The sequence below is a fragment of the Phycisphaera sp. genome (genome assembly GCA_025916675.1).
GTDB lineage: Bacteria > Planctomycetota > Phycisphaerae > Phycisphaerales > UBA1924 > JAHCJI01.
Genome location: CP098402.1, coordinates 3,497,144 through 3,512,006, shown reverse-complemented (window position 1 = coordinate 3,512,006; position 14,863 = coordinate 3,497,144). Strand labels below are relative to the sequence as shown.

Below are 14,863 nucleotides of genomic sequence, written 5' to 3'. Positions count from 1 at the left end.
TAGCCCCGATGTGCTATCGGTCCCACGCAAGTTGAATGCCTGAAGACTCTCCCGACGCCAACCGATCCCCCAGAGGCACCGCACGACCTTCGTCGGGCCCAAGTTCGGGAGACGACGTTGGCCGAGACCCTACAGCTTAAGCCCACCCAAGGCACCCGAGAAAGGCTCTCGGGCATCGTCGGCGCGCTCTCGTACGCGCTGGACATCACCGAGGGACAGCCCGAAGGGCACGCCGTCCGCTCGTGCATGATCGGCATGCGGCTGGCCCAAGAGATCGGGCTCAACGCCACCGACAGGTCGGCCTTGTTCTACGCCCTACTCCTGAAGGATCTGGGCTGCTCGAGCAACGCCGCCAAAGTGTGCTACTTGTTCGGTGCCGACGACCGGACGGTCAAGCAGAACTTCAAGTACGCCAACTGGCAAAATCCGCTCGCGTTCCTGCCATACATCCTCCGCAACATCGCGCCTGACGACTCGCTGGGCGAGCGGGCCCGCCGGTTCGTGTCGATCGCGATGGCGGGGAACAAGGATGCGAAAGAACTCGTCCAGATTCGCTGCGAGCGCGGCGCACTGATCGCACGCGATCTCGACCTTCCCGAGGACGCCGTGCAAGCCATCCGCAACCTCGACGAGCACTGGAACGGCAAGGGCCACCCGGACGGCTTGCACAAGACCCAGATCCCGCTGATGGCGCGCATCCTGAGCATCTCGCAAACCACCGAAGTTTTTGCGATGCGCTACGGCCTCGTTGCTGCGCTTGATATCGCGCGTAAGCGCCGGAAAACATGGTTCGACCCGGACCTCGTCAGGGCGTTCATCTCGATCGGCAACGATACCGATTTTTGGCTCAAGGTGATGTCAGTAGATGCTCAGCGGCATGTGGCCGCGTTCGAGCCCGAGGACATGGTCTTTCATCTGACCGAGACCATGCTCGATCGCCTCTGCCGGGCGTTCTCGATGGTCGTCGATGCGAAGAGTCCGTGGACGGCGTGCCACTCGCAGGGCGTGTCGGACGTTGCCGTGGGTATCGGCATGACTATGGGGCTCGACTCGGGCACGCTCACCAATCTGCGCCGGGCCGGGCTGCTGCACGACATCGGCAAGCTGGGCGTGAGCAACACGATCCTCGATAAGCCGGGCAAGCTGACCGATCAGGAATTCGGCGTGCTCAAGAAGCATCCAGAATTCACGCGGACCATCTTGCGACGTTCGCCGTGCTTTGCGCCCTTCACCGAGTTAGCCGCCCGCCACCATGAGAAGCTCGATGGCTCGGGCTACCACCGCGGCCTGGATGCGACGCAGCTGACCCAAGCCGATCGCATCCTGTGCGTCGCCGACATCTACGAAGCACTCGCGGCCAAGCGGCCCTACCGCACCGACATGAGCGAGGGCGAGGTGTTCGATATCCTCGACAAGATGGCGGGGACGAAGATCTGCGCCGAGTCGGTGGACGCGCTGCGCGTGTTCCTGAGCAATAGCGGGTTCAAGCCGTATCAGGTTGCCGCGTAACTATTCTGGCGCGTTCGTTCGATCCCCGGCGATCATCCTCGACAGCGGCCACACACACCAGAGCAGTGTGAACAACACCAGCACGATGCCCGCCATCGCAAAGAGGCGCCATGGCCAGGCCGGAAGCACATTCAGGATGGTCTCGCCCTCGAGTTCCTTGCCGAGAAAGCCGTAATTGAGGCCGGTGGCCCAGTTGAACAGTGCCAGGGGCACCATCCAGCACAACGAGGCGATGATCGCAGTCTTGAAGTCCCGCACGCCCGGCCGGTAGCCGCGGACGATGACGTCGTAGAAGCCCGCGCCCACGATCTGCGTGTGGCTGATCCAGAAGAACCAGAATCGCGGGTCGCCCGGCCCCTGTTCGACGGTGGGCGTGAAGAACGCCTGCGTGCTCAGGCCGATGCCCCAGAAGTACAGCACCGTGCGAAGCCATCGTGTGCGACGGGTGTGTGCCATCAGCAACGCGAACGGCCCGATCCAGCCGATGACGTCGCACAGGTGGAGCGGGAAGCTCTTGCCGACATCGAAGCTCGCCGGCAGCAGCCAATAGATGGTGGTGATCACCTGCTGGATGAGCCAGAGCACCGCCCACGTGCGCGCGATCTGCTTCTCCCGTTGCTCCGACGCCCGACGCCCGGCCAGCACGAAGACGGCCATGACCGCGATGCCAAGGCCAGCGGCGACCAGATGGGTGGCAGTGAAGGGCGCAAACCCCGGCGCGGGATGCACCGCGGCGACGCTCACGCATCGGCCCCGGCGTGCTCGTGGCGCAACTGACCGCAGGCAGCGGCGATATCACGCCCCCGGCTCGCGCGCACGTGGGTGGTGATGTTCGCGTTAACCAGGATGTCTTGGAATGCGCGCACGTCGTCGTTGCGCGGACGCTCGTAGGGCAACCCTTGGACTTCGTTGTAGCGGATCAGATTGATATTGGCGCGCATCGCGCGGGCCAGATCGGCCAGCAACCGCGCGTGCTCGGGGCGGTCGTTCACGCCGCGGAGCAGGATGTATTCGAGCGTGATCTCGCGGCCGGTCTTGGCGAACCACGTCTGGCATGCGGTGAGGAGTTGCTCGACCGTTGCGTGCTCGGCCCAAGGGATAAGCTGGCGGCGGAGCGCGTCGGTCGGCGCGTGCAGGCTGAGGGCGAGGGTGACGGGTAGGTCAAGCTCGCGCGCCAGGCGTTCGATTGCTTGGGGGAGGCCGACGGTCGAGATCGTGATCCGCCGCGCGCCGATGCCCATGCCCCACGGCGCCGCGATGGTGCGCACGGCGTGGATGACGTTCTTGAAATTGGCCAGCGGCTCGCCCATGCCCATGAACACGATGTTGCTGATGCGGCCCACGTCGGGCAGGCGATTCAATCGCCAGACTTGCTCGACGATGCGGCCGGCCGACAGATTCCCATCGAGCCCGCCCAGCCCGCTCGCGCAGAACTTGCACCCCACAGGGCACCCCACCTGGCTCGAGATGCACGCCGTCCGGCGCTCGCGCGTGTCGGTACGCGGCTTGAGGTCGCCCTTGGGCGGCCAGGGGATCATCACGCACTCGGTCTGGCGGGCGGTGTTGCTGTACGGCATCTCCTGCCCGAGAATCGGGAGCCTGTTGGACGTATCGACGCTGGCGTGCTCGGCCGAGGTGGTGCCGAGGTCGTCGGGCCACTCGACGAGCAGCTTCTGCGTGCCGTCGGTGGCGAGTTGGTGGGCCACGGTCGGCCCGCTCAGGAACGCTATCTCCCGCGAGACCGTCTCGCGGTCACGCTTGCTCAGGTCGGTCATCTCCGCCGGATCGACCACACCCCGCTCGTACACCCACTTGAGCAACTGCTTGGCCCGGAACGCCGGCATCGACCGCGCGGCACACCACTGGGCGAGGGTGTCTGGGGTGAAGTGGAAGATGTGGTGTTCGGGGTGCTGCACGGGGGAGGGTAGGGGAGAGAGAACGCAACCGCTGTGCGCAGCGATACTGCACGGCGGGCAGCGGGCTCGTTTGTATTCACTCGCAGCCGGCGTCGAAAGCGGCCTGGAATGCCAAGAAGTCCAAGGGGGTCAACTCGCCGTCGCCGTCGAAGTCGGCGAGTGGGTCGCCGTCTTGGAAGAGATTGAGGTACATGAGAAAGTCGAGAACGGTGAGCGCGCCGTCGGCGTCGAGGTCGACCGGGCAGGGGAGTGCGAGGCAGCCAAATCTGCCAAGGTACGCGCTGGCAACACCATCGAGCCAGGTGAAGCTGCCTCCCGCGTAGAGGGCGGGCCCCGAGGCGTCGGTAACCGACCGAAGGACCGTAAAGGAGTTGTTGCCCGCACCACCGGGTCGCGTCCACGCCACCCCATCCCAGCGGGCGAACGACCAGACTTCACCGGCCGATGAGTCGTAGAACGGACCGCCGGCGAAGAGGGCCGGACCGGATCCGTCGTCGAAGACCTCGAGGGCTCGGACGGAGCCTCTGGTTGGTGCGTCGGGTGAACTCCACGTTGCTCCATCCCAGGTCGCGATGTTGCGCGCGTAGCGTCCTTCGATCTCATTGAAATTGCCGGCGAGAGTGAGCACGGGGCCCGACCCGTTGTCGAACGCACGCATGGACGTGACGCGCCGATCACGGCCGGTCAGCCCATCCCCCAGCGGCTTCCATTGGACGCCGTCCCAGCGGCACGCGCCAACGTAGTACCGTCCGCTTGCGAGGCTGAACGACCCGGCGGCGTAGATCGCGGGCCCGGTCCCGTCATCGAAAACCTCCAGGGCCACCACGGACGCGTCGCGGTGATCGCCCACGGCGTTCCACTCCACACCATCCCAGCGTGCGATACCGGCGGACTGGCGACCAGGGATGGCGTCGAAATCGCCGGCAACGTAGAGCGACGACCCACTGCCGTCGTCGAAGCCCAGCATGGCGTTGACCCTCGTCACGCGGCCAATCAGGCCCGAACCCAGCGGCCACCACCGCGTTCCATCCCAGCGTGCGATCGATCCGGCATCGATCGATCCCGCGCGAGAGAATCGCCCGGCGACGAAGAGTGATGAGCCGGAGCCGTCATCGTGAACGGTGAGGCTGGTGACCATTTGGTCGACGCCACCACCCAAGGCCGACCAAGACCTGCCGTCCCATCGGCCGAGGTACGCGACCGACGGATCGTTGGTCCGGGTAAACGCACCGCCGGCGTACACGGTCGGTCCCGTACCGTCGTCGAATTGCTCGATCGCCAGCACATCATCGTTGAGTCCCACGCCGAGAGCGCGCCAATCCGACCCGTTCCAAGCAGCCGTTCCACGCAAGGGCAGGCCATCGGCACGCTGCAGGTTGCCCGCTGCGATGATCTCGGGGTAGCCCGCTTGCTCGGTGAGCACCAGGGCGCGGACCCTGCCATCCACGAACCCACCGATCGTGTGCCAGGAAGTGCCATCCCAACGACCCAGATCGCCGCACGGCACGCCCGCGAGCCTGCCCAAGGAGCCGCCGACATACAGGCTCGGGCCTTGGCCGAGATCGGCGGCCAACATGGCATGGGGTTGGTTGGAGTGATACTCAATCCCTTCGACGGCCATCCAGTGTGTTCCGTCCCAGCGGGCGATGTTGAGCGCATCCTGCCCGTAGAGGCTTGAGAACCACCCCCCCACGTAGAGTTGCGGCCCCGACCCATCGTTGTAGACCGCCATCGTTGCGATCTTGGCGTTGCCCCGATCGGGAGGCGATCCCAGTGGCGACCAGGAGGACCCATCCCACGCCGCCACCGAGTGAACGGCCACGCCGTCGATCTCATCGAACTCTCCGCCGGCGATAAGCAACTCGCCGCGATCGTCGCTCCACGTTTCGAAGGCAATCACCGGGGCCTGTGCCCCCGAGCCGAATGCGGACCACTGTTGGCCGTCCCAACTCGCGATGTTGCTGGCGGGCACACCGCCGGCATGCTGAAAGTAACCGCCGACGACGAGCATGGGACCGGAATCACTCTCAAACACATGCAATGCAGCGACGGCCCCATCGCATCCCTCGCCGACCGCGGTCCACTCCTGACCATCCCACCTCGCGATGTTGGCTGCCGTGATGTCACCAGCAAGGGAGAACCAGCCGCCGACGTAGAGCGCCGGGCCTTGGCCGTCGTCGAAGACCGCCAAGGCCTGGACCCTGCCGTTGATGCCACCACCCAGGGGCTCCCAGCCACGCCCGTCCCATCTGGCGATGTTCGTGGCGTCGGCGTACCCCGCGACTGAGAACTGTCCGGCGATGTAGACCGCCTCGCCGCGCCCATCATCAAAGGTAGTGGCCGCAAACGCGTGCTCGGTGCCCGGCAACCCAAAGAGGTCCGGGGTCCAGCCCGGCTCGCAGGGCTGGGCGAATACCGCCGCAGATATCAGGAGGCAAGCGAGGAGCGATCCAAAAGAGCAGTATTGCATGCCCATTGTTCGGGCCCCGGCCCGAGCGGGTTGCGGTCCGAACTTGGGATTCCCGGAAGCACCCTCTCAGATCCACGAAACGGCCTCGCGGCCGTCCTGACCTGCTTGGGGCCCTGCCGCGGCCGATGACCACCCCAACTATGACTCGGCCCTTCCCAAAAGCGCGGCAGCCAAAGGTCCGTCAGCCGTCGGCAGGAGCCCGCAGCAGTTCGGCAAGCTCCTCCGTGGGCTCCTCAAACGAACAACTCCCAAAACTCAACGCGAATCGGCTTCTCTGCTCGACGGCGGTGGCGACGGGGACGGTGTGGGTCTTCCAGCCGATGGTGTCGTTGGTGAGCACGAAGTTTGAGCCGTTGGTTTCGGCCATCAGTTCGATGGCGGTTTGCTCGTCGATCGCGCGGGCGCCGATGAGGATGGCGGCGGTGAACACGTTCACGAAGCCCTGCATCGGGCCCATGGGCGGGTTGTCCTCGTACGTCAGGCGGTACGAGCCGGGCAGGGCGTGGTGCAGGCCGGCGGTGCACTTGAAGGGCACGCCGGCGGTGCGGCAGGCCGCGATGAACTCCACGATCGGCTCGGCGGGCAGCATGGCGTCCTTGGTCACGCCGCCGCAGCGGATCTTGGCGGCGGCACCCGTGCCCGCAAGGGCGGCGATGTAGCCGCGGACGTCGGTGCCCCCCGCAACGGGCACCTCCATCGCGATGGCCAGTTGCTCGGGCACGGTGTCGAGCAAGCCGTCGACGTCGGCGACTTCCTTGAGCGGCGTCTCGATCGCGTCGACGATCGCGAGCCCCTGGTCCTCGGCCTCGTGGCGGTGGTTGAATTCGCGGATCTGCTCGAGCGAGTCGTCCAGCGGCGTCTGGCTGGTGTGGGGCACGATGGCGCTGATGCGCCACGGCTCGCCGTCGCCGGCCATCTCGGGGTAGCCGCTGGTGGCGAACGTGCCGGGCATGAGCATCTGGCCGGCCTTGGTCAGCTCGCTCAGCCTCGAAGCGGGGCAGACGAAGCGGCCCAGCATGGGGGCCTGGGCGCTCCGCAGGTAGCGTGCGAAGTTCTCGACCGCTGGGGCCATATCCAGCTTGGCCGGCGGGAAGAGGCCAGCATAATCGATCAGGCCCTCGGTGAGGGCCTGGGCGGCCTGGGGGAGGCTCGTGCTGCTGGGGTTCTGGGTGTTGCTCGGCATGCACAATCGTAGGGGCCGGCCCGGGATCGCATGTGCGTCGAGCCTAATCCTCGGGCCGCTCGCCGCCGTCGGCCATCTTGACCAGCCTGGGGTCGAAGCGGGCGATGGGCTCGACCAGGTCGGCCTGGCGGGCCATCACCTGGCGGATGTCCTTGTACACCCGTGGGTTCTCGTCGATGCCCGCGCTCAGCAGCGTGACGCCGGCGGCTTCCAGGTCTTCCTTCACGTGGGCCCAGCGGAAGGTCTTCTTGGCCTGGGTGCGGCTCATGGCACGCCCCGCGCCGTGCGCGGCCGACGACAGCGCCCGTGTGCCAGCCTCGCCGCCCAGCCCGCGCACGACGAAGCCGGGCTTGGCCATCGAGCCGGGGATGATGCCCAGCACGCCCTCGCCCGCGGGCGTGGCACCCTTGCGATGCACGATGACTACGCGCTCTTCTTGCGAGCCATCGGGCAGCGTGACTTGGTGTGTTTCCTTCCACGCGAAGTTGTGGTGGTTCTCGACGCCGCCGATGACGCGGGCGCCCAAGTGCTTGGCAACCCAGTGGTGGATGCACGCGTGGTTGGCCTCGGCGTAGCGGCCCATCAGGTTCATCGCGGCCCAGTATTCCTGGCCGGCCTCGCTGTCCAGGTCGAGCCAGGCCAGGTGCTTCATCTGCTTGTCGAGCTCGGGGTGCAGCTGCATGGCCAGCTTGCTGTAGTGGTCGCACACCGCCGCCCCGGTGCCGCGGCTGCCCGAGTGGCTCAGCAGCGCGAGGTACTTACCGGGCGGCAGATCGAACACGTGCTCGGCGTTGGGCACCTTGTTCTTGGGCGCTTCGCCAGCACGCACGTCGGGCGCGGCTTGGGCGTACAGGTCGCTGCCGTCCTGGCCGATGGTCAGCACGCCGAACTCGACGAAGTGGTTGCCCGAGCCGCTGGTGCCAAGCTGGCTGCGGGCGCGGTCCTTGTTGTGCTGGGTGATCTTGCTGACGCCCCAATCCTCGTCCATGACGGCGTGCTCGCGCGGGGGCGTGCGGTCTCCCTTATTGCCGAACTTGGCCCCGACGCCGAAACGCGTCTCCTGTTCGATGGCCTTGGCCAGGCGGTCCCGCCCGCCCGAGTGGTCGAGCTCGCTGGCGGGCATGTCGAGCACGGTCATCTTCACACGGCAGGCGATGTCGACCCCCACCGCGTAGGGCACGACCGCCGCCTCGGTGGCCAGCACCCCGCCGATGGGCAGGCCGTAGCCCAAGTGGGCATCGGGCATGAGGGCCCCGGCCCGGGCAATGGGCAGGCGGCACGCGTTCTGGAGTTGGGCCAGGCTTGGCTGGTCGAAGTCGTCGCCCACCGCACCCCACAGGTGGTACGGCGCCGCGGTCTGGTTGTCGGTCTGCGGGTCGGGCATGCCAGAGGGTAGAGGCACTTGTCGCGTACGATCAGGGGCGATTGCCCCTGTAGCTCAGCTGGATAGAGCAGCGGACTTCTAATCCGCAGGTCCCTGGTTCGAATCCAGGCGGGGGTGCTTGGAGTTTCGCAGCGTCGGGCGGATCCCTCCTTGGCGAGGAAGAAGTTTGTGTAGAGACCGCAATGCTGAAGGGTTGGTAGGCGGTGTCGCACGGAGCCGGACGCACGCCACTTCGAAACCTAACCTGTGAACATGAGTGAAACCCATACGCTGGTTCTCATCCGCCACGGTCAGAGCACCTGGAACGCCGAGAATCGGTTCACGGGGTGGACCGACGTCGACCTGAGCGAGCAGGGGCGTGCCGAGGCGAAGAAAGCGGCCGAGTTGATCCGGGCCGAGGGGTTGGACTTCGACTGCTGCTACACCAGCGTGCTCAAGCGGGCCATCCGCACGCTGTGGATCGTGATGGACGGGCTCGACCGCATGTGGCTGCCCGTCGAGCGATCCTGGCGGCTCAACGAGCGGCACTACGGGGCGCTCCAGGGGCTCAACAAGGCCGAGACGGCCCAGAAACACGGCGAGGACCAGGTCAGGATCTGGCGACGCAGCTACGACGTGCGGCCGCCGCTCCTCGAGGCCGGCGACGACCGGCTGCCGGGTGCCGATCCCAGGTATGCGAACCTCTCGCCCGACGACCTCCCCGCGGGCGAGTGCCTCCAGGACACCGTCGAGCGGGTGCTGCCGTGCTGGGAGGGCGAGATCGCCCCAAAGATCCGCGAGGGCCGGCGGATGCTCATCTCGGCCCACGGCAACAGCATCCGGGCATTGGTCAAGCACCTCGACAACGTGAGCGATGCGGACATCATGGGAGTGGAGATCCCTACGGGCGTGCCGCTGGTGTACAGGCTCGATAATGACATTAAGCCCATTGATCGCAGATACTTAGGTGATCAGAACGAGGTGGCCGCAGCCCAGCAGGCGGTTGCGGCCCAAGGCAAGGCCCGCTGATTCGGGACTGAGTCACAATGAGTGGTAACGTGCTTTCCTCAACTGGGCATAACCCCTCACGTCGCACGATGCCCTTCCTCTATACTGAGGTACCGCAAAACATCGCCGCCCACCGTGCAGGCGGCGGAATCAGCTTGGCGTCGAGCCCGGCTCAAACCAAACGGCAGGAGCAAGCCATGACCATGAGTGATCGCCTCCGCAGATTGACGAGCCTCTCCGGCGCAGCCACCGTCGCGGTGGCCTTGACCATGACAGGTGCCGTCAGCAGCCCGGCCCTTGGCCAGAATCAGGGACAGGCCCCGGGCCAGATGGTGGGCGACCACCGCCCGGCCGAGCAGATCATCGAGGCCTACGAGGCCGTCGAGATCCCCGCGTACGACGCCAGCCGCCGCGGCGAAGAGGGCTACCGAGCCGAGTACATGGCGGCCCGCAACGAGGCCATGCTGGAGCAGGCCGAACTGATCGGTGAGTTGCACCGGAGCCATCCGGCGCACGACCGCCTGCCCGAGTTGCTGCCCGTGCGTTGGAACGCGATGATGGGCGCGGGTAGTGCTGACAGTGTCCTGGCCGAGACCAGGGAACTGGCGGGACGGACCGACAACAAAGAACTGAAGACCGAGGCGCTTTTCGCGCACGCCAACGCGGTCGCGCGTTCCACGAACTACGACTCGGAGAAGGTGGGCGAAGCCGCCGAGCTGTTCGCGGCCGTCGCGCCTGATGATGCGCGGAACGCAACGCTCCTGATGATGACGACGTACTACCAGACCGACGGCAAGCTGCTCGAGCAGACCCTGCGGACCATCGCCGCCGACTACCCCGACACCCGTGAGGGCGGCCAGGCCAAGGCCAAGGTCTACCACTACGACCAGGTCGGCAAGCCCTTCGAGCTTTCCTTCGAGGAGGCCACCAGCGGCGAGCCCATCGACATGAGCATGCTCCGCGGCAAGGTCGTGGTCATCGACTTCTGGGCCACCTGGTGCGGCCCGTGCATCGCCGAGATGCCCCACATGAAGAAGCTCTACGCCGCGTACAAGGACAAGGGCGTCGAGTTTGTCGGCATCAGCCTGGATAGCCCCCGCAACGAGGAAGACCCCAGCAAGGACGGCCTGGTCAAGCTGCGGAACTACGTCGAGGCCAACGACGTGGCCTGGCCGCAGTACTACCAGGGCAACGGCTGGAAGAGCGAGTTTTCCAGCAACTGGCAGATCCGTTCGATCCCGGCCATCTTCGTGGTCGACCAGCAGGGCCGCCTGCACTCGCCCAACGCCCGCGGCAAGCTCGACGAGATGATCCCCGAGATGCTCGGTATCGATCCGATCGCGCTCGAAGAAGAGAACACAGAAGAGGGCTGAGGCTCCTTCAGGTTGCCCGCCCATTCGGATACAAGAGCCCGCCGGTGTGGCGGGCTTTTTCGTGTGCGGGGCAAGGCGATCCGAACCCGCCCGAAACGCTGATAGCCTCACCACAGGCGACGGGCGAGCAATCCAGCTCTTAACCGACAATCGCCGGCTTGCCCGCCGCGATATATTGCCCCATGAGCCACCCCCACTCTGCCATCAGCGTCGAGAACAAGCCCGAGCCCTGCTTCACGCCCCCCCCCAACGCCCAGCGGGCCGAGCCCGAGGGCGAGATGGTCGACGTGATGGGCGGGGCCAGCCGGTGGACGATCCCGCTGCACGAGCACGGGTTCGTGGCCCTGGTCGACGCCATGCCGCGGCTGGTGCCCGAGGGGCAGACCGCCGACCAGGCCGTGGTGCAGGCGGCCCGGGTGAGCTACGGGGCCGGCACCAAGAAGGTCAACGAGGACCGCGGGCTCATCCGCTATCTGTTGCGGCACGAGCACACCACGCCCTTCGAGATGGTCGAGTTCAAGTTCCATGTCTCGATGCCGATCTTCGTGGCGCGGCAGTGGATCCGCCATCGCACGGCCAACGTGAACGAGTACTCGGGCCGGTATTCGGTGATGCCCGATCGGTTCTATCGAGTGGAGCTGAACCAGGTTCGCAAACAGAGCTCGAGTAACCGCCAGGGTGGCGAGGACATGTTCGCTACAGGCGATGAGCAAGAACTCAAGACCGCCAAGGACTTCATGGCCTACCTCGATCAGGTCGAGGCGCTCTACGGCAAGTACGAGCAGCTCATCGAATCGGGCGTCAGCCGCGAGCTGGCGCGGGTGGGGCTGCCCACCAGCCAGTTCACCCAGTGGTACTGGAAGTGCGACCTGCACAACATCCTGCGGTTCCTCAAGCTGCGGCTCGACCCGCACGCGCAGCAGGAGATTCGCGATTATGCCCAGGCCATGCACGACCTGATCGCGCCCATCGCCCCGGTGACCATGGAGGCCTGGCGGGACTACCACCAGCACAGCATGCGGCTGACACGGCTGGAGATCGAGGCCATCACCAACCTCTCGCGGGGTGGGAAGGGCGAACTGGCCAGCGACAACAAGCGCGAAACCGCCGAGTGGCAGGCCAAGCGCGAACAACTGGGCCTGGGCGACAAGCCATAACCCGACATGGCCCTCCGACTGCTCCAGATCATCGTCCCCAAGCGGCACGACCTCGAGGTCCTCGAGATCGTGGGCCGCCGCAAACCCAGCACGATGTGGAGCGAGCCGACCAACGACGACCGCGTACGCGTCAGCATGGTGCTGCCCAAGGAAGACTGCGACGACCTGATCCAGAAGCTCGACGCGCAATACTCGTCGATCGATGGCTTCCGCCTGATCATCGAAGCTATCGAGGCAACGCGGCCGACGATCGAAGAGAAACCAGCCCCATCGTCAGAAACTTCCAAGGACGTGGAAGAACAACCTAAGCGCAGGGCGTTTTTTGGCGGCCAGGTGGCCAACGACGAGCTCGTCGGTGCGGTCGCGGCCGGAGCCGGGCACACGCGCGTGTTCCTGGTCATGGTGGTGCTCTCGACCGTGGTGGCGGCGGCGGGGCTCGTGCAAAACAGCGCGGCGGTGATCATCGGAGCTATGGTGATCGCGCCGCTGCTCGGACCCAACCTGGCGCTGTCGCTCTCGTTGACAATCGGCGATTTGAAACTAGCACGTAAGGCGTTGGTGACCAACGTGATGGGGCTGATCCTTGCCGCCGTGATCGCGATGGGTCTCGGCGTGTTCGCCAACGTCAGCGCTACGAAGGGCGATCCCGAGACCGTTGAGCTATTCGCGAGAACCATCCCGCGTGCCAGCGACATCGCGATCGCACTGGCAGCCGGTGCCGCAGGCACGCTGGCCGCGACGACCGGAGTCGCGGCGATCCTCGTGGGCGTGATGGTGGCCGTCGCGTTGTTGCCCCCGCTGGTGAGCTTTGGATTGCTGCTGGTGAGCACGGAAGCAACCGTGGCTCAAGCGATGGGCGCGCTCATGCTGACGGCCACCAATGTGATTTGCATCAACCTCAGCGCGATGGCGATGTTCCGCTTGCAGGGTGTCGGGCCGAACACGGTGTATGACAACCGCAAGGCGACCAAAGAGAGCACGTACGCGATGATCTTGTGGGGACTGCTGCTCGCGGCTCTTATCGCGATCATCGTCGCGTGGCCCACGATCCTGGGGCAACTACCCGGCGGCGAAGCGCACAGGCAGGACACCGAAGAGGTGCAGGCGGCCGAGCAGGGCAAGGAAGCCGAACCCGAAGAATCGACCGAGGACAACACCGATGCAACCCCGGGCGAGGATTTGGACCAAGCCGACGAGGGCTCAGGCTGAGGCTTGCACGTCTTCGGCCCGCACCCGCTCGGGCGCGAAGGCCATCGCCAACGAGATCGCCGAGATGAAGAAGAGGAGCGTGGCCGCGGGCAGCGTCCAGCCCAGGGCGTCCATCGCTCCACGACCGAATTGGGGTGTGGGTGGGCCGCTCTTGGGCATGACGTGCAGGGCCGCATCGAACTGCCACGTGCCAAACACGAGTTCGTCATCGCGCCGCTCGGGGACGGGCTCGCCCGCCCGGCGAGCGGAACTCACGCGGCGATTGAACGCCCGCTCGCTCTCGGGGAACAGGTACACCTCTTCGTCGAATCCGCCCTCGGGCAGAAGCTCGACGATCTGGAATCGCCAATCGCCGCGCATGACCTGGCCGAAGCTGTCCTGATCAACACCCGGGCGTTGCAATCGAACGACGACCGCCAGACGCTCATCGGCGGTGCCCGCATCGATGGCGGCTTGCAGTTCCTCGATTGACATGCCGCTGCGGGGTGCGAATCGCAGGACCTTGAGCCACGATTCGTGCCGCTGGAGGCCCGGGACTTCTTCCGGCAGCGAACGAAGGCCCGAGCGCAGGCGAACGGCGTCATCACCATACTGGAGCACGACCACGTCGGCGCCGTCGGCGTCGACATCGTCGGTGAACGACACGTCCTGGTCGTCCCACATGAACTCGCGGGCGAAGATGGGCTGGAAGACGTAGATCTCCCGGCCGGAATTCTTGTTGTAGTCATTGAGCCGCACGGCCATGAAGTAGCCGAGGACGACCACCGCCACGAGGCTCAGGATGCAGGCAGCCAGCCAGACGGTGCGGCCGCGGTTCCATGTGAAGGGTCTTCGGGTGGGCTCGGTGTGGTCCATGGTCTCCGGTCGGTTTAGTGTTCTTCGCCTGAATCGGCGTGTTCGGCTCCGTCGTCGTGACCCTCTTCATGCCCGCCTTCTTGGGCGTGGTCGTCGTGCGGAGCCTCGACGCTGAAGAGGCCAGCAGTCAGGCCGTGCGCGGCGCGGCTGCGATCGGGCGAACGCAGCGGCTCGTGGTGGCCGTGGTGGGGGTGCTTCTTCGCAGCCTGGTACTCATACTCGGCCTCACCGATCTCCAGGATCTTCTGCGTGCGGGCGTACTCGACCATCGACGTGCTGATGTTGGTGTCCTCGCCCCGCGTCAGGCCGCCCAAACCTCCGGCTTCGATCTGAGCCCCCTTCCAGTCGTAGAGCTCGTCGCGGTTGCCCAAGTCCATGGCGGTCAGACCGATGAACAGGCCCACGCCCATGAGCGTGAACAGGAAGACCATCATGTTCAGGCGATTGTCCCACTTGAGGTGCATGAAGATCGCGACCACGAAGATCGCCTTGATAGACGCGATGCTCATGGCGATGAACACGTTGACCAGCGTTGGGATCTCGAGCTCGAACGTGTCGGCGAGCCAGATCTCGCCCCGTGACGACGCCACCGTCAGGATGGTAAAGAACACCAGCACACCGAGAACGGCCCGCAGCAGGAACAGGCTGACCACGTGCGGGGTGTCGCCGTCGTGGCCGTGCTCGCCCGGCCCGTGGTGGTCGGGGTGGAACGAGTGCGGGTCGGCCATGTAGTCCTGGTACTCGGCCTCGGTCATCTGCGAGGGGTCGGGCCGCGGGGTCTCGTGTTGTGCGTCGCTGCTCATGTCTGGCTCCGAGAAGG

12 protein-coding genes and 1 tRNA gene are annotated in these 14,863 nt (G+C 65.8%); 6 read left to right on the top strand and 7 right to left on the bottom strand.

Annotated features, from left to right (window positions below; translation table 11 throughout):
* Positions 1 to 117 precede the first annotated feature (117 nt).
* The gene (locus NCW75_15045; protein UYV12596.1) at positions 118 to 1,509 is read left to right on the top strand and encodes an HD domain-containing protein; all 1,392 of its coding nucleotides are present in this window, start codon (positions 118 to 120) and stop codon (positions 1,507 to 1,509) included.
* Here the strand turns inward: NCW75_15045 and NCW75_15040 are convergent, their stop codons facing one another.
* From NCW75_15040 to NCW75_15020, 5 genes are all read right to left on the bottom strand, one after another.
* Complete coding sequence (locus NCW75_15040) at positions 1,510 to 2,253, bottom strand: TIGR02206 family membrane protein (GenBank protein UYV12595.1); 744 nt, start codon at positions 2,251 to 2,253, stop codon at positions 1,510 to 1,512.
* Positions 2,250 to 3,425, bottom strand: coding sequence for a 23S rRNA (adenine(2503)-C(2))-methyltransferase RlmN (gene rlmN, locus NCW75_15035; protein ID UYV12594.1), 1,176 nt, complete (start codon positions 3,423 to 3,425; stop codon positions 2,250 to 2,252). Before rlmN ends, NCW75_15040 begins: the two co-directional genes overlap by 4 nt.
* 76 nt (positions 3,426 to 3,501) lie before the next feature.
* Positions 3,502 to 5,895 carry a hypothetical protein gene (locus tag NCW75_15030; GenBank protein ID UYV12593.1) on the bottom strand — a complete coding sequence of 798 codons (2,394 nt, stop codon included), beginning with the start codon at positions 5,893 to 5,895 and terminating at the stop codon, positions 3,502 to 3,504.
* 181 nt (positions 5,896 to 6,076) lie between these two features.
* Positions 6,077 to 7,078 (bottom strand): hypothetical protein, encoded by a 1,002-nt coding sequence (locus NCW75_15025; GenBank protein ID UYV12592.1) that lies wholly within the window; start codon positions 7,076 to 7,078, stop codon positions 6,077 to 6,079.
* A gap of 43 nt (positions 7,079 to 7,121) precedes the next feature.
* Positions 7,122 to 8,462 carry an RtcB family protein gene (locus NCW75_15020; protein UYV12591.1) on the bottom strand — a complete coding sequence of 447 codons (1,341 nt, stop codon included), beginning with the start codon at positions 8,460 to 8,462 and terminating at the stop codon, positions 7,122 to 7,124.
* A gap of 43 nt (positions 8,463 to 8,505) precedes the next feature.
* Here NCW75_15020 and NCW75_15015 point away from each other — a divergent pair.
* From NCW75_15015 to NCW75_14995, 5 genes are all read left to right on the top strand, one after another.
* A tRNA-Arg gene (locus NCW75_15015) sits at positions 8,506 to 8,579 on the top strand.
* A gap of 135 nt (positions 8,580 to 8,714) precedes the next feature.
* Positions 8,715 to 9,470, top strand: coding sequence for a 2,3-diphosphoglycerate-dependent phosphoglycerate mutase (gene gpmA / locus NCW75_15010; protein ID UYV12590.1), 756 nt, complete (start codon positions 8,715 to 8,717; stop codon positions 9,468 to 9,470).
* Positions 9,471 to 9,646: 176 nt separating this feature from the next.
* On the top strand, positions 9,647 to 10,822 hold the full coding sequence (locus NCW75_15005) for a TlpA family protein disulfide reductase (GenBank protein ID UYV12589.1): 1,176 nt from the start codon (positions 9,647 to 9,649) through the stop codon (positions 10,820 to 10,822).
* A gap of 182 nt (positions 10,823 to 11,004) precedes the next feature.
* Positions 11,005 to 11,979 (top strand): FAD-dependent thymidylate synthase, encoded by a 975-nt coding sequence (gene thyX, locus NCW75_15000; protein ID UYV12588.1) that lies wholly within the window; start codon positions 11,005 to 11,007, stop codon positions 11,977 to 11,979.
* A 6-nt stretch (positions 11,980 to 11,985) separates the two neighbouring features.
* Positions 11,986 to 13,188 (top strand): TIGR00341 family protein, encoded by a 1,203-nt coding sequence (locus NCW75_14995; protein ID UYV12587.1) that lies wholly within the window; start codon positions 11,986 to 11,988, stop codon positions 13,186 to 13,188.
* Here NCW75_14995 and NCW75_14990 read toward each other — a convergent pair.
* A complete protein-coding gene (locus NCW75_14990; protein ID UYV12586.1) occupies positions 13,180 to 14,043 on the bottom strand; it encodes a hypothetical protein in 864 nt (287 codons plus the stop codon). The genes NCW75_14995 and NCW75_14990 overlap by 9 nt on opposite strands.
* Positions 14,044 to 14,057: 14 nt before the next feature.
* Positions 14,058 to 14,846, bottom strand: coding sequence for a cytochrome C oxidase subunit IV family protein (locus NCW75_14985; protein ID UYV12585.1), 789 nt, complete (start codon positions 14,844 to 14,846; stop codon positions 14,058 to 14,060).
* Positions 14,847 to 14,863 lie beyond the last annotated feature (17 nt).